The following is a 17,644-nucleotide window of genomic DNA, read 5'->3' on the forward strand; positions in this document are numbered from 1 at the left end:
CGTTTCCTGTGTGCCGGCTGTGTCTCTGACAGCCGTCTCATGCGAGCGGCACAGTGCGAGCACATCCGGGTCCGTCATGGTTTTCGGCACGGTGAATCCGGTGCATGAGGATCAGGAACGGCGAAGTGTCGTGATCGTGCTGGTCCTGCTCCTGCTGCGCCGAGGAAACACCGGGTTGTCGACGATCTCGTCCCGAGGGAACACTCGATGTCCGGGCGATGTTGTGCGAGCGTTGGTCAAAGCGCGGGCGCGAGCGTGAGGAGTTGCACGATGGATCTTCTCGAGGACTACCGCAGGGCCACCTTCTTCTTCGAGACCGGCGACCCGCTCGGCGCCGCCAAGTTGCTGGAGCCGATAGTCGAGGCGGAGCCGCACAACACGGCGGTCCGGCAGCTGCTGGCGAGGGCGTATTTCAACTCGGCTCAGCTCAACGGGGCGGAAGCCCAGCTCAGGGTGCTGGTCGAGCATGATCCTTCGGATCACTACGCGCACCACGTGCTCGGCCGGACCCTGGAGCGGGCCGGCCGCTTTCGTGAGGCCCTACCGCACCTGCGCCTGGCCGCGGCGATGAAGTCGCAGACCGACTATCAGGAGGCGGTGCGCCGGGTCGAGACATGGCTCGGCAAGTCGTCGGCGGCGTAGGGTCTCTTTTCGTGAAGCTGAAGCTGGACCTGCACGACATCTTCAACAAGGGTCACGAGATCGACCGCGCCCTCCGCGGGATCATCGACGAGGCGATTCAGAAGAAGGCCGCCATGGTCGAGATCATCCCGGGCAAGGGCAGCGGCGCCCTGAAGAAGAAGGTCATCCGCTTCCTCGACCAGAAAGAGATCAAGCAGCTCTACCACCGGGTCGAGAAGGACGGCGACAACTGGGGCCGTCTCTTCGTGCACTTCCGCCACGACGCTCCCACCGGCCGTCGCGGTCGCGGCCGCTAGAAGCCGTCGGTGGTTCGGCTGTTCAGAGCAGTGGGAACGGGCTACGCGCCTCTTTCGTGAAGAGGGGGCGCGTAGCCCGTACCCCTTAAAGGTTGTAGGTCTTGGCCACCGCGACCAGCTCGCTGCTGTGCGAACCGAGAACGCCGACCCCCGCCGGCCTGGGCTGGAAGCCCGGAAGGGCCGACAGGCCGTCGCTGCCGTCCATCGCGCGGAAGGTGACCGGGCCGGAGGAGCGGACGGTGAGGGTGATCTCGACGCCGGTCTCGGCCGGCGCGTGGAAGACGAAACCCCAACCCGAAGGACCACCCGCGAGGGTACGGCCACCGATCGTCGCCGAGACGACCTCGGCCGACACGTGCAACGTGGCGAAGCGGACTGGGCGCTGCGGATCGAGCAGCAGTCTCATGGTCCGTTGATCGCCGGACCGCTGTTCGGAGAGCAGGGTGAGCGCCGGGGCCGGCAGGGTCGCCGCCTGCGCCGGGCCGATGCGCAGCTCCTCCGCGCCGAAGGCCGGAAGGTCGCCGGTGACCGTCGCCGGATCGCCGGTGACGTACCGCGACGTCCACTCCTGCGGGGTGGCCTCCTCGCTGAGCCAGCGCGCCATGGCGTTGTCGGCGTCCAGCGCGTACATGAGGTGGGTGAGCGACGGGTGCTCCTCGTCGAACCGGTCGACGGCCAGCCCGGTCGCCGCGCACACGATCGCCGCCACCGCCGCGACCAGCGTCGGCACGGCACCGAGCCTGCGTGCCTTCATCGCCTCCGTGCCGCGGGCACCGCTCGGCGCCGGATGGATCAGATCCAGCACCGGCAGGAGCGCCAGGCCCAGCAGCACGGTCAGGAACGCGCCGACGCCGGCCATCGGCATGCCGAGCGCCGGGAAGAGCATCACCACGGTCGGCAGCAGGATGACGACCGGGATCAGGGCGCCGGCGATCACGACCGCGACGGCGGTCCTCTCCCCGACCCGCGTCGCGAGCAGGGCGGACACCGCGACCGACAGGGCCGGCAGCGCGCCCAGGTAAGAGCCGCCCGGCGCCAGCGCGGCCAGTGCCACGCCGAGCACGGCCAGCCAGGTCAGGCCGCCGACGGCCAGGGCCGCCGGACCGATCCGGCGACGTAGCAGGGCATACCAGACCAGGACGATCGCCGCGGAAAGGGCGATCACCGCCAGGCGATACCACATCGGACGGTACGGGTCGATCGGCATCCCGCCGTACTCCGGCCGGACGAGCACCAGCAACGACCACAGGCCCTGAGCCAGGACCGGCGCCACGATGATCGGCAGCAGGGACAGGGCGATCGCCGCGAACAGCCGGCGTCGTACCACCCAGCCCAGCGCGACCACCGCCACCAGGGCCAGCACCGCCAGCGGCCACACCAGCCCACCCGGGTAGCGCACCAGCAGGCCCGGCACGGGGAAGTAGGTGGCGTCCCCGCCGCCCTTCAACTCGCGCAGGTCGAGGGCGCCGAACTCGCGGGCCAGCGCCAGCGCGTTGTCGCCGTGGTGCTGGAGACTGTCCCGGTCCATCGCCTCCGGCCGGTCGGTCGGTGCGTGGTAGACCGCGGCCCCGTCGATGTAGGCCGTGTTCAGGCCCTGGAACAGCGGCGACTCGCGGAACGGGGTGAAGTCGGTGTCGTTCGGGAGGAGCCGGTAGATCTCCACCGCGAACGACGTCCCGACCGGGTACGGCGTCTTCGCGTACGTCTCCACCAGCCGACGGTTGCCCGCGGACGTCTCGAACATGATCGCCGGGCCACTGCTGCCGCGCGCCTCCAGGTTCAGGGCCACGCCGCCGTCCCGGGCCAGCGGGTGCTGCTCCACGAACGCCTTCGCCCCGCAGAGACACGCCTCCTCGGCGTCGGTGAGCACCAGCACCACGTCGTTGCGCGGCCGCTCACCCGACGTCAGCGCCCGTGCCGTCTCCAGGATCGTCGACGTGCCCGCCCCGTCGTCGTTGGCGCCCGGCGCGACCTGAGCCGAGTCGTAGTGCGCGATCAGGAACACCCGTCCGGTGGACGCTGTGCCGGGAATCACCGCCACCACGTTGCGGACCCGGGCCAGGCCGGTCCCGCCCGCCGACGAGGACAGCCCGGCGCCCTGCTCCGACACCGTGTCCTGCACCTCGGGCGACAGGCCCAGGCCGGACAGCGTCGCCACCAGGTGCTCGCGGACCCGCTCGTTGGCGGGACTCCCGGCCGGGTGCGGGGTGGCGGCGATCGTGCGTACCGTCTGAAAGGCCCGCTCCGCGCTGAACTCGCTCGCCGGGGCCGTCTCCGCCCGCGCCGCGGGGGGTTGAATCGATCGGATTGCGGCGAGCCCGGCCAGGGCGAGAACGGCCAGGACCGCGGCCGCGGCGAGACCGCGGCGAGCCGGGCGGATGAGGGCGGAGTCTTGCATGGGGACATCTAACAGTCCGGGTACGCCCGGCGGGTACCCCGAAGATCCATCAGGGCGTGCAATAGCGTTGTCCGGGTGACTACGCCGCTTGACCCAGCCGCCGTCATCGCGGAGTTCATCGACCGGGTGTCGCCTTACAACCCGAGCCCCGACGGAGCTCCCGTGGCCGTCATCGGCGTGCGCACCGCGCTCGGCGAGGACGTCTTCACCTTCAGTGACCATGTGATCCGGGCGATGTGCCGGGCCCTGCAGTCCTATCGAGACCCGGAGGACCGTGGAAACTGCAGTAACTGTGGCGGCCGGCACCTCGACGAGAACCTGCACTGCCGGGACTGCGGGCAGTTGCACGGCATCCTCGGTCAGGTGATGGCCGAGCACGCGCGACGCGTCGCCACCACCGGCGAAGAATCCCCGTGATGACCGAAGTTGTGCAGCGCGGCCCGGTGGTACACGATTTGCGGGTCACCTATGCGTCGAGTGGGGAAACGGAATGACTGAGCGGTCGCTCGCGCCCCGCACATACGCGACAGAGCAGCTGAAACGGTTGCGGATCCTGCTCGTCGAGGACGACGACGGTGACGCCTTCCTCGTCCGGGAACTGCTCACCGAATCGGGCGTCCCGTTCGAGTTGACCGTCGCCACCAGTCTGCGCGAAGCCCGCGGACTGCTCGTCGGCGTCGAGTGCGTGCTCCTCGACCTGGGCCTGCCGGACGCCGAGGGCATCGACGGCCTGCGACGGTTGCTCGCCCTCGCCGGCAGTGCCGCCGTCTGTGTGCTCACCGGCCGCTCGGACGAGCACCTCGGCGTGCAGGCGGTCGCCGAGGGCGCCCAGGACTACCTGGTCAAGGGTCAGGTCGACGGGGTTCTGCTGATCCGCTCGCTGCGCTACGCGGTCGAGCGCAAACGCGCCGACGAGAACGCCCGACGGCTGCGCGAGGCCGAGTTGCGGGAGGCCGAGTCGGCCCGGCTCGAACGCGGTCTGCTGCCGAAACCGCTCAAACGCGACGACTTCGGGATCGCCGTCGAACCGTTCTACCGCTCCGGGCGGGCCATGGGGCTGCTCGGCGGCGACTTCTACGACGTGGTGCAGGTCGGCGACGACCGGCTGCACGTGATCGTCGGTGACGTGTGCGGGCACGGCGTCGACGAGGCCGCCCTCGGCGTCGAGCTGCGGGTCGCCTGGCGGGCGCTGGTGCTCGCCGGAGTGCCCGAGGAGCAGGTGCTGCCCTCGCTGGAGCAGGTGCTGATGTCCGAGCGACGGGCCCGCGAGGTCTTCGCCACCGTCGCGTCGGCGGTCATCGACGTCCCGCGGAACCGGGCGACCGTCCGCGTCGCCGGTCACCCACCGCCCGTCGTCCTCGCCGGCGGCCGCGTCGCGCCGGTCGCCGTGCGTACCGGGATCGTGCTCGGGGTACGTCCCACACCCACCCCGGCCACCGACTTGGAGTTCGACGGACATGACTGGTCGATGCTGATGTACACGGACGGACTGATCGAGGGCCGGACCGGCGTGGGCGACGAACGGCTCGACGTCGGTGGCCTGTGCAAGCTCCTCGACGAGCCGGACGCGCGTGACATGCCGCTGCCCGCACTGCCCAAGTGGCTCGTGGCCCGCGCCGACCAGGACAACGGCGGCCCGCTCGCCGACGACGTGGCGATGCTGCTGATCTCCCGCGGCGGTGGCCGGTGAGCCTGCTCAGCATCCGCGGCTGGACACTGCGCGGGCGGATCTTCGCGCTCTGCCTGGCGGCCGGTCTCCTGCTCGGCGGGCTCGGGGTGGCCGCCGCCATCACCGCGGCCAACGCCAACAACGCCGTCGACGTCGTCCTCGACCGGGCCGGGCCGCTGCGGGTCGCCGGGCAGAACCTGGGCACAGCGCTCGTCGACCAGGAGACCGGTGTCCGTGGCTACGCCATCACCGGGCTTCCGAAGAACCTGGAGCCGTACGACAACGGAGTCGCCGTCGAGCGCCAGCAGGTCGAAGAGATCAGGAGACTGCTGGAGCCGAGCGACCGGGCGATCCTGGCCTCCCTCGAACAGGTGGAGCGGCTCGCCGCCACATGGCGCGCCGAGGTGGCCGTACCGCTCATCGAGACGGTCCGCACCCAGGGCGCCGAAGTGGCTCAGCAGCGCATCGAGGCGACCGACACCCGAGACTTCGACCGGATCCGGGCCGCGATCGACACCTTGCAGGCGGACATCCTGACGATGCGGGAGCGGACCGCGACCGAGGCCCGCGAATCCAGCGGCAACCTGGTCGCCGTCGAGATCGCCGCCGCGATCGTCATCCTGGTCACCGGCGTGCTGCTGCTGCTCCTGCTGGACCGACTGGTCAGCCGGCCGATCGTGCACCTGGCCGGGCAGATCCGCAAGGTCGCGGACGGCGACTACGAACGGCAGATCGAGAGCGACTACGGCTCGACCGACCTGGTCGCGCTCGCCGAGGACGTCGACCGGATGCGGCGGCAGATCTCCAGCGAGCTGAGCGAGGTACGCCTCGCGCGTCAGCAGGTCGAGTGGATCAACCAGCAGCTCCAGTCGCAGGCCGAGGAGCTCACCCGATCCAACCGCGACCTGGAGCAGTTCGCCTACGTCGCGTCGCACGACCTACAGGAGCCGCTGCGCAAGGTCGCCAGCTTCTGCCAGCTCCTGCAGCGCCGCTACGCCGGTCAGCTCGACGACCGTGCCGACCAGTACATCGGCTTCGCCGTCGACGGCGCCCAGCGCATGCAGCGGCTCATCAACGACCTGCTCGCCTTCTCCCGGATCGGCCGGCTCACCAGCGGATTCACCGACGTCGACCTGAACCGGGTTCTCGGCGACGTGAGATCCCAGCTCGAAACCCGGGCCGGTGAGGACGCCGAGATCACCTGGAGCGGACTGCCCACGGTGGAGGGTGAGGAGCCGCTGCTCACCACGCTCTTCGTGAACCTGGTCGGCAACTCGCTCAAGTTCCGCCGCCCCGACGTGCCACCCGTCGTGACGATCACCGCCACCTTCGACGAGAAGGAGTGGCAGATCAACGTCCGGGACAACGGCATCGGCATCGAGGCCGAGTTCGCCGACAAGGTCTTCGTCATCTTCCAGCGGCTGCACGCGCGGGATGCCTACGAGGGCACCGGCATCGGATTGGCGATCGTCAAGAAGATCGTCGAATACCATGGCGGACGGATCTGGCTGGACGTCGACGTCTCTCCGGGGGCATCGATCTGGTTCACGCTTCCGGTGATGCCGGGATTCGCGCCGGTCCCAGCACCGGAGGCAGCGTCGGCTACCGGGCCGGGGCCGGATTCAGTATCGGGTTCGGTGGCGCCGCAAGGGGCCGACTCTCAGGAGGGCACGGCATGAGCGTGGAGCGCGAGAACGGCACACCGATCGAGGTGTTGCTCGTCGAGGACGACCCCGGCGACGTGCTGATGACCCAGGAGGCGTTCGAGGAGCACAAGGTCCGCAACCGGCTCAACGTCGTCTCCGACGGGGCCGAGGCGCTCGCCTACCTGCGGCGCGAGGGCCAGTATGCGAACTCGGTCCGCCCCGATCTCATCCTGCTCGACCTCAACCTGCCGCGGCGCGACGGCCGCGAGGTGCTCGCCGAGATCAAGAAGGACGACGACCTGGGCCGCATCCCGGTCGTCGTGCTCACCACCTCCTCCGCGGACGAGGACATCCTGCGCAGCTACCAGCTGCACGCGAACGCCTACGTCACCAAGCCGGTCGACTTCGAGCGGTTCATCGCGGTGATCCGCCAGATCGACGAGTTCTTCGTCAGCGTCGTGAAGTTGCCCCCACGTGCTTGATCAGGTCGCTGAGCTCATCCGTGAGGTGGCGCACACCGTCGTCCTGCCGCGTTTCCAGCACCTGGCAGCCGACGAGGTGCACCAGAAATCGCCCGGTGATCTGGTCACCATCGCCGACCAGGAGTCCGAGCGGGCGCTGACCCGCGGGCTCACGGCGCTGCTGCCCGGCTCGGTCGTCGTCGGCGAGGAGGCCGTCGCCGCCGACCCGGCCGTCCGGGACCGGCTCGCCGGCAGCGGCTCCGTCTGGGTCGTCGACCCGGTCGACGGCACCAACAACTTCGCCTCCGGGCGGACCCCGTTCTGCGTGATGGTGGCCCTGGTCCGCGACGGTGAGACGGCGGCCGCCTGGATCCTCGACGTCGTCGCCGACCATCTGACCGTCGCCGAGTCGGGCGCTGGCGTCTACCGCGACGGCGAGCGCGTCAAAGCCCGCACCGACGACCCGGGCGCGGCGGCGCTGAACGGCGTGATCGCCGGCAAGTACATCCCCGGCGACCTGCGCACCGAGGTTCTCGGCAACGCCGGCCGGCTGGGCGGATACACCGCGGGCCGACACTGCGCCGGATACGAGTACCCGGCCGTCGCCATCGACGAGCAGCAGTTCGCGATGTTCTGGCGGATCCTGCCGTGGGACCACGTGCCGGGCACGCTCATCGTCCGCGAGGCCGGCGGGGTGGTCCGCCACCTCGACGGTGCCGAGTACCGGCCGACCGACCATCAGAAGGGCCTGCTCGTCGCCGCGAACGAGGACATCTGGCACACGGTGCACCGCACCCTCCTCCCGTCTGGCCCGCCGGGCCTCCCGTAGCGCCCCCGCCGGTCTTGCGGTGGGGTTCGCCGGTCGGTGGACGCCTCCGCTGCACCCGGTCGGGTGAGAGTGCGGTCGGTCACATTCCGATGGGACTCCGCTGGGCAGTCCGGTGGATCTAGGGTGCGGGCATGGTGTCCTACCTCGATGAGCTTTTCGGGTTGAGTGGCCGTCTCGCGGTGGTGACCGGGGGCAGCTCCGGTATCGGCCGCGCGATGGCGCTGGCGCTCGGCCGCGCCGGAGCGCGGATCGTGGTGGTGGCGCGGCGCGAGGCCCCGATGGCCGAGGTCATCGCCGAGCTGCGCGCCCACGGTGCGGAGGCGGATGCGATCTCCGCGGACCTCGCCGACCGCGACGCCGTCAGGGCCGCCATCACAAAGATCATCGAGGAGTACGGCGAACCCGACATCCTGGTCAACTCGGCGGCCGTCAACCTGCGCCCGCCGCTGGCCGAGCTCACCGACGATGTGTGGGACCTGACCGTTTCCGCCAATCTGACCGCCCCGTTCCTGCTCGGTCAGGCGTTCGCCCCGGCGATGGCCCGCCGCGGCTGGGGCCGGATCATCAACGTCGTCTCCCAGCAGGCGTTCCGTGCCTACGGCAACAGTGGCGCCTACGGAGCCGCGAAAGCCGGCCTGGTCGGCCTCACCCGCTCGCAGGCCGAGGCGTGGTCCCGCGACGGCGTCTGCTGCAACGCGATCGCGCCCGGTGTCGTGCACACCCCACTCACCGAGGCGGTTTTCGCCGATCCCACGAAAGTGGCAGCGCACGCGAGCCGTACGATGATCGGTCGCAACGGTATCCCGGACGATTTCGCCGGGTGTGTCGTTTTCCTGGCGAGCAATGCGGGTCAGGCAGTCACAGGGCAGACACTCTTCGTCGACGGTGGATACTCGGCGACCTGATCGATCTCCCTTTCGCCTGCTCCGACACGGTAAAGTACCGGCGCTCACGACTTGGAGGTATCTGTGGCGGCCAGTCTCCCGCGCCGGTGCACCGCCCTGCTCGCGCTCTTCGCCGCAGCCGTCGCGCTGGTGCTCGCCGCGCCCGCGTCGCCGGCCTCCGCGGCCGACCCGGAGGGCGGTTCCAAGAAGCTGCGCGCCGCGCTCGAGAACGCCGCGAAGGGATACGACGCGGCGAAGACCAAGCTGACCAACTCGAAGAAGCGGCAGAAGCAGCTCACCGAGGCGCTCAAGCGCTCCGAGACGAACGCCGCCGCCCTCACTTCGCAGGTGAGCGCGGTCGCGACACGCGTCTACCAGATGGGCCGGATCAACACGGCCAACCTCCTGCTCGGCAGCGGGTCGCCGAACAACTTCATGGAGCGGCTGCAGAGCCTCGACATGCTGGCCAAGATGGACAGCGGCACGCTCACCGGCTATCGCAACGAGATCGACACCGCCAAGAAGGCCAAGACCGCGCTGGATGCCGAGATCGTCGAGCAGCAGAGCCAGGTCAACGTGATGGCCAAGAAGAAGCGGGAGGCCGAAGTGGCCCTCGCCGAGGTCGGCGGCGGCGCCGCCGGTGGTTTCGTCGACCCGAACTCGGCCGCGGCCAAACCGGCGCCGCGCAACTCCGACGGCTCGTGGCCGAAGGAGTCCTGCACGGTCAAGGACCCGACCTCCAACGGCTGCATCACCCCGCGCACCCTGCACGCCTACCAGGAGGCGCAGGCCGCCGGGTTCAAGCGGTACACGGTGTGCTTCAGCGAACGCTCGTCCGGTGAGCATCCGAAAGGCCGGGCCTGTGATCATTCGGCGGCGGCGGGCGGTTTCGAGAACGCGGCGGCAAGCGGAGGCGACAAGACGTACGGTGACCGCCTCGCCGCCTTCTATGTGAAGAACGCGGACGAGCTCGGCGTGATGTATGTGATCTGGTACCGCCAGATCTGGATGCCCAGCACCGGATGGCGGGCATACAGTGCCTCCGGCGACCCGGCTGCCGTGCATACGAATCACGTCCACCTCTCCATGCTGTGATCGGCGCGGTAGCGCTACGACCTGGTGGGCCTTCGGTCTCGTGGGGCTTCGGTCCGGTGGGGCTTCGGTCCGGTGGGCCTTCGGTCCGGTGGGGCTTCGGTCCGGCATGGCTTCGATCCCGCGTGGCTTCGGTCTCGTGGGGCTGAGCGTTGACTGAGAGCGGCCTGTCGATGTGCGGGCAGGCCGCCACCCGCCGGTAGCATGCCGCCGATGGAGACGAAGCCCCGCGCCCTGCCCTCGGCTCTGGCCACCGCCCTGGCCTTCGGCGCCAGTGGGGCCGTCCTGGTCCTGGAGATCGTCGCGCTGCGCCTGGTCGGGCCGTATGTCGGCGTGACCCTCCAGGTCAGCAGCTCGGTCATCGGCATCTCGCTGGCCGCCATCGCCTACGGCGCCTGGATCGGTGGGCGTCTCGCCGACCGCTTCGACCCGCGAGCCCTGCTCGCCCCGGCGCTGATCCTCGGCGCGGTCGGCACCGCGATCACCCTGCCGCTGGTCCGGTGGGGTGGCGAGTTCCTGCGCGGCGGGGCCGCCCCGGCCGTGCTCCTGCTCGCCGCCCTCGCCGTCTTCCTGCCCGCCCTGGTGCTGTCCACGATCGCGCCGATGGTCGTGAAACTGCAGCTCGCCGACCTCAGCCGGGCCGGCTCGGTGGTCGGCAGGCTGTCCAGCATCGGCACCCTCGGCGCGATCACCGCCACCCTGGTGACCGGGTTCGTTTTCGTCGCGGCGATGCCGAGCAGCGTGATCATCCTGGGCCTGGCCGTGCTGCTGGCCGTCGCCGGTCTCACCCTGGGCTGGTGGCTGCGCCGTGACCTGCCCGGCACGCCCCGGATCCGGGCCTCGCTGGCCGTGGTCGGGCTGGTCGGCGCCGGGCTGGGCGTGGTCGCGCCGACCCCCTGTGACGTCGAGACCGCCTACCACTGCGCCAGCGTGGTCACCGACCCCGCACGGGAGGGTGGCCGCACCCTGATACTCAACTCGGCGCGGCACTCGTACGTCGACCTGAACGACCCCACCCACCTGGAGTTCGAGTACGTCAAGTGGATCGGCGCGGTCACCGAGGCGCTCGCCCCCGCCGGGACCCCGATCGACGCCCTGCACCTCGGCGGCGGCGGTTTCACCGTCCCCGAATACCTGCGCACCACCCGTCCCGGCAGCAGCCAGCTCGTGCTCGAGCTCGACGGTGGCCTGGTCGACCTCGATGAGCGGGACCTCGGCCTGAAAACCGGCCCTGACCTGCGGATCCAGGTCGGTGACGCCCGGGTCGGACTGGCCGGTCAGCCGGCGGGCGCCTATGACCTGGTCGTCGGTGACGCCTTCGGCCACCTGGTGGTCCCCTGGCACCTGGCCACGAGGGAGATGGCCGCCGAGGTGGCCCGGGTCCTGCGGCCGGGCGGCGTCTACGCCCAGAACGTGATCGACTACCCGCCGAACCGCTTCATCCGAGCCGAGTTGGCCACCGTCGCCGCCGCCTTCCCGAACGTCGCACTGATCGCCCCGCCCGCGGCGATCGCGGGTGACCGCGGGTCCAACTTCGTCATCGTGGCCTCGCGCGGGCCGCTGCCGATCGACGCGATGTGGCCCCGGCTCGCCGCGCTGGAGGAAGCGGCGACCATGCTCTCCGGCCCGGAGTTGGACGCCTTCGTCGCCGACGCCCGTGTCCTCACCGACGACTACGCACCGGTGGATCAGCTCCTGGCCGGATGACCCGGCGACCCCGGTTTCCGGATGGGTTTCCGAGTGCGGCACCGGACGGCGAGCCGCTCGGGCGAGAATCGGCGCATGGGGCGTACGGAGCGAAACGGTCAGACTGGCTCCCTCCGTCTCGCCGGCCGGTACCGCCTCCTCGAGAAGCTCGGCACCGGCGGCATGTCGGTGGTGTGGCGTGGCCACGACGAGATCCTCGGCCGTGACGTCGCCGTCAAAGTGCTCTCCCCGCGGCTCGCCGAGGACCGCGCCTTCCGGGACCGGCTGCGACAGGAAGCGCTGGCCGCAGCCCGCCTCCGCCACCCACACATCACCGGCATCCACGACTTCGGCGAGGCGCCGATCTCCGAGCATCTGACCGTCCCCTACGTGGTGATGGAGCTCAACGACGGTGAATCGTTCGGCGCGCGGCTCGGCCGGCAGGGATCCCTCGACTGGCGTGAAGCCGTCGTGATCACCGTCGAGGTCGGGTCCGCGCTGGCCACCGCGCACGCCCGGGGCCTCGTGCATCGTGACGTCACACCGGCCAACGTGATGCTCACCGGCGCCGGCGCCAAGATCGTCGACTTCGGGATCTCCGCCGTGATCGGCCAGCGCGACGCCGCCGCGGACGGCAGTCTGCTCGGCACTCCCGCCTACCTCGCCCCGGAACGTCTCGGCGGCGCCGCGGTCTCGCCGGCCACCGACGTCTACGCGCTCGGGCTCCTGCTCTACCGGGCCCTCACCGGCAGGATGCCGTGGCGTGCCGGGAACACCGCCGAAGCCCTCCGCGCCCACCTTTACGCCGACCCCGACCCCATCCCGGAACTCGACGGAATGCCCTCCGCTGTGGCCGACCTGTGTCTGCGCTGCCTCGCGAAGAATCCGGCCGACCGGCCCGCCGCCGCGGAGATGACCCGGGCCCTCGCCGCGACGGTCGGGGTGCGGCCCGTCATCCCGCCGCTGCGAGCGGGCGAACGACATGCGGCGCCGGCGGCCAGGGCGGTCGTGCCGGTCCAGGCGGTCCGAGACGGATCGGGGGTACGCCGTACGCTGCGCGCCTGCCTCGGCCGGCCGGCGAGCGCTGTCACGACCGTACGTCTGCGTGCCGGCCTGCGCCTCGGATCGGCCCTGCGTCTCGGCCCGGTGCGCGCCCTCGGTGGCGGACTGTTCGTGGGCAGGCGCCGACGGCGCGACCTGCTCCCGGCGAACCGTCTGCAAGGCCGTCGCCACCGGATGCCCGCGATCGTCGTCCTGGCCACGGCGACCCTGATCGCCGCCACCGCGGTGAACTGGTCCGCCCGCCGGGACTCCGCCGACCCCGGGCGAACCCACACCACCGCGACCGGCGCCGGTGCACCGGCCGCCGCCGGACCGGACCGGATCCGTTGCAAGGTCCGTTACCAGGTGCGCCGTGACTCCGGGTCGTACTTCGAGGCCCGCCTCAGCGTGATCACCTCGGAGACGTCGGACTGGCGGGTCGAGTTCGCCTACCCCGGCACGCAGCGTCTCGCAGGGTCGCCCAAGGCCGTGTCCCAGCACGGTCGTCGCGTGATGATCGACGGCCAGGGCCGCTCGCGCGCCGTCACCCTGCAGGGCGGTTATCGCACTCACAACCCACTACCTCTCTCGTTCGTGCTGAACGGCCGGCCGTGCCGTGCCGAGGTCTTCGGCGGCACCACGGGCAGCCCGGCCGGTGGGGCGCTCGATGCCGCCGGACGTCGATCCGGCACCGGCGGCGACCGGGCCGGCGAGAAGTCGGTGAACGCCACGGTCGAGGACCCGCCCGCCGGCGATCGGAGACGCTCACCCGGTGGCCGCGGCGGAACCCCACGCCGGAACCCGCCGCCGGTGGAGCGGCCTTCCGGGCCGGTCGTCAAGCGCCCGGGTGGCCTGTCACTGGCCCTGTAGCCGGCCGGACCCGCGCTTGCCGAGTCGGATGATCGATCCGTCGATAGGGTCTGAGGCATGACAAGACTCGCAGTGGTGACCGGCGGTGGAACCGGGATCGGCAAGGCGACGGCCGGCATGCTCGCGGGCGAGGGCTTCGACGTGATCATCGTCGGCCGCCGGGCCGAGGTGCTCGCCGATGCGGTGAAGTGGATCGGGCCGCAGGCCACCGCCGTCACCGCGGACGCCGCCGACCCGGCCCAGATTCCCGCCGTCGTCGAGGCGGTGGCCGGGCGCGCACTCGACGTGCTGGTCAACAACGCCGGGGCGTACATCGGCGGTGACGGCGCCACCCTGGAGGAGGTGGCCACCCGCTGGCGGGCGAACCTCGACTCGAACGTGCTCTCCGCCGTTCTCATGACCACCGCGCTCCTCCCGCAGCTCCGCCGGCCGGGCGGCAAGATCATCCTGACCAGCTCGATCGCCGCCCAGCGAGGCGGCGGCGGCCCCTACTCCGCGGCCAAGGCGGCCCTTCACGGGTACGGCCTCGACCTGGCCACCTCCCTCGGCGCTGAAGGGATCACGGCCAACGTCATCGCCCCCGGCTACGTCACCGACAGCGAGTTCTTCGACGGCCGGATGACCCCGGAAGGACACCAGAAGCGGGTCGACGCCAGCGTGCTCAAGAAAGCGGGCACCCCCGCCGACATCGCCGAGGCGGTCCGCTGGCTGGTCGGCCCGGGCGGTGGCTTCGTCACCGGCCAGATCATCAACGTCAACGGGGGCTCCGTGCTGGGGCGCTGACGCCTACTCGGCGCCACCGGTGAACCGGCCCTCGCCGGGCCGGTTGGTGCGAAAGCGCAGCCCCGACCATCGATCGTCGATGGCGACCTGCCCGCATGGCCGCATGTCGAAGTCCGCGACGATCGGCCACAGCGAGTCACGGTTGATGTCGGCCTTGTTGCCCTTGGGGTAGGCGATCCACAGGGTGGCGGGCTTGTCCAGGTCGGCGCGATGCTGTTCGAGTTGGTCCCGTGCGCCGGCGGCGTCCTCGACGAACAGGACCGCGGTGCTCGCGGTGGCCAGGGCGCCGCTTTCGCGGACCCCCTCGGGCATCGGGGTCAGCAGCGGGAGCCGGGCCGGCTCGTTCAGCCACACGGTGGAGTTCGGCTTGATCAGCAGCTTCTCGGCGATCGTCTTGGTCATGTCCCTGAGGTTTCCATTCACGCGCGGACAGTTCGCCGGGTTCGGAGAAGGCGTCCCACCTCGGCGCCGGCCCGGCGTGCCGGACACCGGGCTGTCATGCCGGGCGAGCGCAGCCCCGAGTGCCACCCCGGGGCTCGGGTTGCCGCCCGACCGGGGTGGCACCCGCCCGGCTGCCACCCGTCCGGATGGCGACAGCCACCGGACCGGGGTGCCACCGATCCGGGGTGCGGCCGGCACCCGTCATCGCGGGGCCCGCCGGATCGGCAGGCGCCCGTCATCGCGGATGCCGGCCGTGGTGACCGGTGCCCGTAATCGCGGATGCCGGCCGTGGTGACCGGTGCCCGTCATCGCGAACGCCGGCCGTGGTGACCGGTGCCCGTCATCGCGAACGCCGGCCGTGGTGACCGGATCCCGCTCACCTGGGCGCCGGTCGTCGGGGCAGCGGGCCGGTCAGGGACCGGCCCGCCCTGGTGGTGGCCGTGGCCCGGCCTCCGCCGGCCTGACACCGTCACGTGCCGGAACGATGCGGCCGGCCGGCCTTCCGCCGAGCCGCGCCCTCCGTCGGTATGAAGCCCGCATGTCGACCCTCCCGTGTTGGACGGGAGCGAGCATCGCCGATTCACGAAGGGGGCGTCGGCCGGGCTGTGGACAACTCTTGACTGTGGATAACTCCGGGGCGACCTTCGCGGGCTGATAGACATGCCGGGTGACTGATACGACGCGGACGACAGCCGAGCGGGCGGTGGTGCGGGAGCGGGCCGAGGCGGTGCTCCGGCGCCTGGCCGGCGAGCACGCCGTCCTTCGGGAGGACCAGTGGAGGGCGATCGAGGCCCTCACCGTGGACCGGCGACGGGTGCTCTGTGTGCAGCGCACCGGGTGGGGCAAGTCGGCGGTCTACTTCGTGGCCACGGCACTGCTCCGGTCCGGGGTCGCCGCCGAGGCGGGCGACCACCCGGCAGGCCCGACGGTCATCGTGTCGCCGCTGCTCGCCCTGATGCGCAACCAGGTCGAGTCGGCCGCTCGCGCCGGGATCACGGCACGCACCATCAACTCGGCGAATCTCGACGAGTGGTCGCTGATCGAGCAGGAGATCCGGGCCGGCGAGGTCGACGTGCTGCTGATCAGCCCGGAGCGGCTCAACAACCCCGACTTCCGTGACAACGTGCTGCCGGGGCTCGCCGGGAGCACCGGTCTGCTCGTGGTCGACGAGGCACACTGTGTCTCCGATTGGGGCCACGACTTCCGGCCCGACTACCGACGGTTGCGGACGTTCCTGGCGGGGCTTCCGGGGCGTACCCCGGTGCTCGCCACCACCGCCACCGCCAACGCCCGGGTGACCGCCGACGTCGCCGATCAGCTCGGTGACGCACTGGTGCTGCGCGGCCCGCTCGACCGGGATTCGCTGCGCCTGGCCGCTCTGCGCCTCGACAATCCGGCACACCGGCTGGCGTGGCTGGCCGATCACCTGGAGCGGCTGCCGGGCTCCGGCATCGTCTACACGCTGACCGTCACCGCCGCCACCGAGACCGCTGACTTCCTGCGCACCCGTGGCTTCGAGGTGGCGTCCTACACCGGCCAGGTCGAGGATGCCGAGCGTCGGGCCGCCGAGCAGGACCTGCTGAACAACAAGATCAAGGCGCTGGTGGCGACGTCTGCGCTCGGGATGGGCTTCGACAAGCCCGATCTGGGATTCGTCGTGCACCTCGGCGCGCCGCCGTCCCCCATCGCCTACTACCAGCAGGTCGGCCGGGCAGGCCGAGCCGTCGAGCACGCCGAGGTGATGCTGTTGCCCGGCCCCGAGGACGCCGCGATCTGGCGATATTTCGCCTCGCTGGCCTTTCCTCCGGAGGATCAGGTCCGCGCGGTTCTCTCCCGGCTCTCCCCGGACCAGCCGATGTCCACGCAGGCGCTGGAGCCGCTCGTCGATCTCCGGCGGACCAGGCTCGAGTTGATGCTCAAGGTCCTGGACGTGGACGGCGCGGTCCGACGCACCCGGGGCGGTTGGCTCGCCACCGGCGAGCCGTGGACCTACGACGAGGCCCGGCTCCGGCGGGTCGCCGAGGCCCGCGAGACCGAGCAGCGAACCATGATGGAGTATGCGGGGACGACCACGTGTCGTATGGAGTTCCTCCGTCGGTGTCTCGACGATCCGGAGGCGGTCCCCTGCGGGCGCTGTGACAACTGCGCCGGCCCACTGTTCGACGCCGAGGTGTCGTCGGCTTCGCTGGCCGCCGCCGATGCCTTCCTGGGCCGGCCGGGCACCGAGATCGCCCCGAAGAAGATGTGGCCCACCGGTCTGGCCGCGGTCGGCATCCCGCTCAAGGGCCGGATCACACCTGCTGAGCAGAGCGAACCGGGTCGTGCCGTCGGCCGCCTCTCCGATCTCGGGTGGGGCAACCGTCTCCGGGCCGCGGTCTCCCCGGAGTCTCCCGATGCTCCGATCCCCACCGATCTGGCCGGTGCGGTGATCGAGGTTCTCAAAGCCTGGGCCAGGGGAGACGACGCCTGGAAGCAGCGCCCAGCGGCCGTCGTGGCGCTTTATTCACAGCGCCATCCACAACTTATCCACAGCCTCGCCGAGCACATCGCGACGGTCGGCAGGCTACCGATGCTCGGCTCCCTCGAGCCGGCTCATCCCGGTGGCCGAGCCACTGAGGTGGGCGCCTACCGGGGTAACAGCGCGCAGCGGGTCAGAGCCCTGCACGATGCCTTCGAGGTTCCCGCCGATCTGGCCGCTGAGCTGCCACAACTTTCCGGTCCGGTGCTGCTGGTCGACGATCTGGCCGACTCCGGATGGACCCTGGCGCTGGCTGGCCGCGCCCTTCGTCGGGCGGGTGCGCCGGGTGTCCTGCCACTCACTCTCGCCGTCGCGGGCTGAGCCCACGGCCTCGCGTCCGCCGTCCCCGGCCGCGAGCACACCGCCTGTGGATAACTCTGACGACGGA

At 71.0% G+C, this 17,644-nt stretch carries 15 protein-coding genes; 13 read left to right on the forward strand and 2 right to left on the reverse strand.

Features of this window, described 5'->3' with window-relative positions:
• The first annotated feature begins 270 nt into the window (after nucleotides 1–270).
• Together ACQPZW_RS02525 and ACQPZW_RS02530 are read left to right on the forward strand one after the other, a co-directional pair.
• On the forward strand, nucleotides 271–642 hold the full coding sequence (locus tag ACQPZW_RS02525) for a tetratricopeptide repeat protein (protein WP_433793229.1): 372 nt from the start codon (nucleotides 271–273) through the stop codon (nucleotides 640–642).
• Between the two features lie 11 nt (nucleotides 643–653).
• Nucleotides 654–938: a Smr/MutS family protein gene (locus tag ACQPZW_RS02530; protein ID WP_317788834.1), complete on the forward strand. Its 285-nt coding sequence runs from the start codon at nucleotides 654–656 to the stop codon at nucleotides 936–938.
• Nucleotides 939–1,023: 85 nt separating this feature from the next.
• Here the strand turns inward: ACQPZW_RS02530 and ACQPZW_RS02535 are convergent, their stop codons facing one another.
• Entirely contained in the window at nucleotides 1,024–3,336 is a 2,313-nt protein-coding gene (locus ACQPZW_RS02535) for a M28 family peptidase (protein ID WP_433793230.1), read from the reverse strand.
• A gap of 75 nt (nucleotides 3,337–3,411) precedes the next feature.
• Between ACQPZW_RS02535 and ACQPZW_RS02540 the strand changes: the two genes are divergently transcribed.
• From ACQPZW_RS02540 to ACQPZW_RS02585, 10 genes are all read left to right on the forward strand, one after another.
• On the forward strand, nucleotides 3,412–3,753 hold the full coding sequence (locus tag ACQPZW_RS02540; RefSeq protein WP_433793231.1) for a hypothetical protein: 342 nt from the start codon (nucleotides 3,412–3,414) through the stop codon (nucleotides 3,751–3,753).
• A 73-nt stretch (nucleotides 3,754–3,826) separates the two neighbouring features.
• Nucleotides 3,827–5,026, forward strand: a complete 1,200-nt coding sequence (locus tag ACQPZW_RS02545) for a PP2C family protein-serine/threonine phosphatase (RefSeq protein WP_433793232.1) — start codon at nucleotides 3,827–3,829, stop codon at nucleotides 5,024–5,026.
• The gene (locus ACQPZW_RS02550) at nucleotides 5,023–6,684 is read left to right on the forward strand and encodes a sensor histidine kinase (RefSeq protein ID WP_433793233.1); all 1,662 of its coding nucleotides are present in this window, start codon (nucleotides 5,023–5,025) and stop codon (nucleotides 6,682–6,684) included. The genes ACQPZW_RS02545 and ACQPZW_RS02550 overlap by 4 nt, the downstream gene beginning before the upstream one ends.
• Nucleotides 6,681–7,133: a response regulator gene (locus ACQPZW_RS02555; protein WP_433793234.1), complete on the forward strand. Its 453-nt coding sequence runs from the start codon at nucleotides 6,681–6,683 to the stop codon at nucleotides 7,131–7,133. Before ACQPZW_RS02550 ends, ACQPZW_RS02555 begins: the two co-directional genes overlap by 4 nt.
• Nucleotides 7,126–7,941 (forward strand): inositol monophosphatase family protein, encoded by an 816-nt coding sequence (locus ACQPZW_RS02560; RefSeq protein ID WP_433793235.1) that lies wholly within the window; start codon nucleotides 7,126–7,128, stop codon nucleotides 7,939–7,941. Before ACQPZW_RS02555 ends, ACQPZW_RS02560 begins: the two co-directional genes overlap by 8 nt.
• A 131-nt stretch (nucleotides 7,942–8,072) precedes the next feature.
• On the forward strand, nucleotides 8,073–8,846 hold the full coding sequence (locus ACQPZW_RS02565; RefSeq protein WP_433793236.1) for an SDR family NAD(P)-dependent oxidoreductase: 774 nt from the start codon (nucleotides 8,073–8,075) through the stop codon (nucleotides 8,844–8,846).
• Nucleotides 8,847–8,909: 63 nt separating this feature from the next.
• Nucleotides 8,910–9,920, forward strand: coding sequence for a coiled-coil domain-containing protein (locus ACQPZW_RS02570; protein WP_433793237.1), 1,011 nt, complete (start codon nucleotides 8,910–8,912; stop codon nucleotides 9,918–9,920).
• Between the two features lie 210 nt (nucleotides 9,921–10,130).
• Nucleotides 10,131–11,624: a fused MFS/spermidine synthase gene (locus tag ACQPZW_RS02575; protein ID WP_433793238.1), complete on the forward strand. Its 1,494-nt coding sequence runs from the start codon at nucleotides 10,131–10,133 to the stop codon at nucleotides 11,622–11,624.
• 75 nt (nucleotides 11,625–11,699) lie between these two features.
• Complete coding sequence (locus tag ACQPZW_RS02580; RefSeq protein WP_433793239.1) at nucleotides 11,700–13,514, forward strand: serine/threonine-protein kinase; 1,815 nt, start codon at nucleotides 11,700–11,702, stop codon at nucleotides 13,512–13,514.
• 57 nt (nucleotides 13,515–13,571) lie between these two features.
• Nucleotides 13,572–14,297, forward strand: coding sequence for an SDR family NAD(P)-dependent oxidoreductase (locus tag ACQPZW_RS02585; RefSeq protein WP_433793240.1), 726 nt, complete (start codon nucleotides 13,572–13,574; stop codon nucleotides 14,295–14,297).
• A gap of 3 nt (nucleotides 14,298–14,300) precedes the next feature.
• Here the strand turns inward: ACQPZW_RS02585 and ACQPZW_RS02590 are convergent, their stop codons facing one another.
• Nucleotides 14,301–14,699: a hypothetical protein gene (locus tag ACQPZW_RS02590; protein ID WP_433793241.1), complete on the reverse strand. Its 399-nt coding sequence runs from the start codon at nucleotides 14,697–14,699 to the stop codon at nucleotides 14,301–14,303.
• Nucleotides 14,700–15,405: 706 nt separating this feature from the next.
• On the opposite strand from ACQPZW_RS02590, the gene ACQPZW_RS02595 reads away from it, so the two are divergent.
• A complete protein-coding gene (locus ACQPZW_RS02595; protein WP_433793242.1) occupies nucleotides 15,406–17,577 on the forward strand; it encodes a DEAD/DEAH box helicase in 2,172 nt (723 codons plus the stop codon).
• The last annotated feature ends 67 nt before the right edge of the window (nucleotides 17,578–17,644 follow it).

The sequence above is a fragment of the Actinoplanes sp. CA-252034 genome (genome assembly GCF_050956125.1).
Lineage (GTDB): Bacteria > Actinomycetota > Actinomycetes > Mycobacteriales > Micromonosporaceae > Actinoplanes.

Coding starts and splice junctions, on each gene's coding strand:
- ACQPZW_RS02580 (WP_433793239.1), top strand. CDS start 11,700: ATGGGGCGTACGGAGCGAAACGGTCAGACTGGCTCCCTCCGTCTCGCC.
- ACQPZW_RS02575 (WP_433793238.1), top strand. CDS start 10,131: ATGGAGACGAAGCCCCGCGCCCTGCCCTCGGCTCTGGCCACCGCCCTG.
- ACQPZW_RS02565 (WP_433793236.1), top strand. CDS start 8,073: ATGGTGTCCTACCTCGATGAGCTTTTCGGGTTGAGTGGCCGTCTCGCG.
- ACQPZW_RS02525 (WP_433793229.1), top strand. CDS start 271: ATGGATCTTCTCGAGGACTACCGCAGGGCCACCTTCTTCTTCGAGACC.
- ACQPZW_RS02590 (WP_433793241.1), bottom strand. CDS start 14,699: ATGACCAAGACGATCGCCGAGAAGCTGCTGATCAAGCCGAACTCCACC.
- ACQPZW_RS02585 (WP_433793240.1), top strand. CDS start 13,572: ATGACAAGACTCGCAGTGGTGACCGGCGGTGGAACCGGGATCGGCAAG.
- ACQPZW_RS02555 (WP_433793234.1), top strand. CDS start 6,681: ATGAGCGTGGAGCGCGAGAACGGCACACCGATCGAGGTGTTGCTCGTC.
- ACQPZW_RS02545 (WP_433793232.1), top strand. CDS start 3,827: ATGACTGAGCGGTCGCTCGCGCCCCGCACATACGCGACAGAGCAGCTG.
- ACQPZW_RS02535 (WP_433793230.1), bottom strand. CDS start 3,336: ATGCAAGACTCCGCCCTCATCCGCCCGGCTCGCCGCGGTCTCGCCGCG.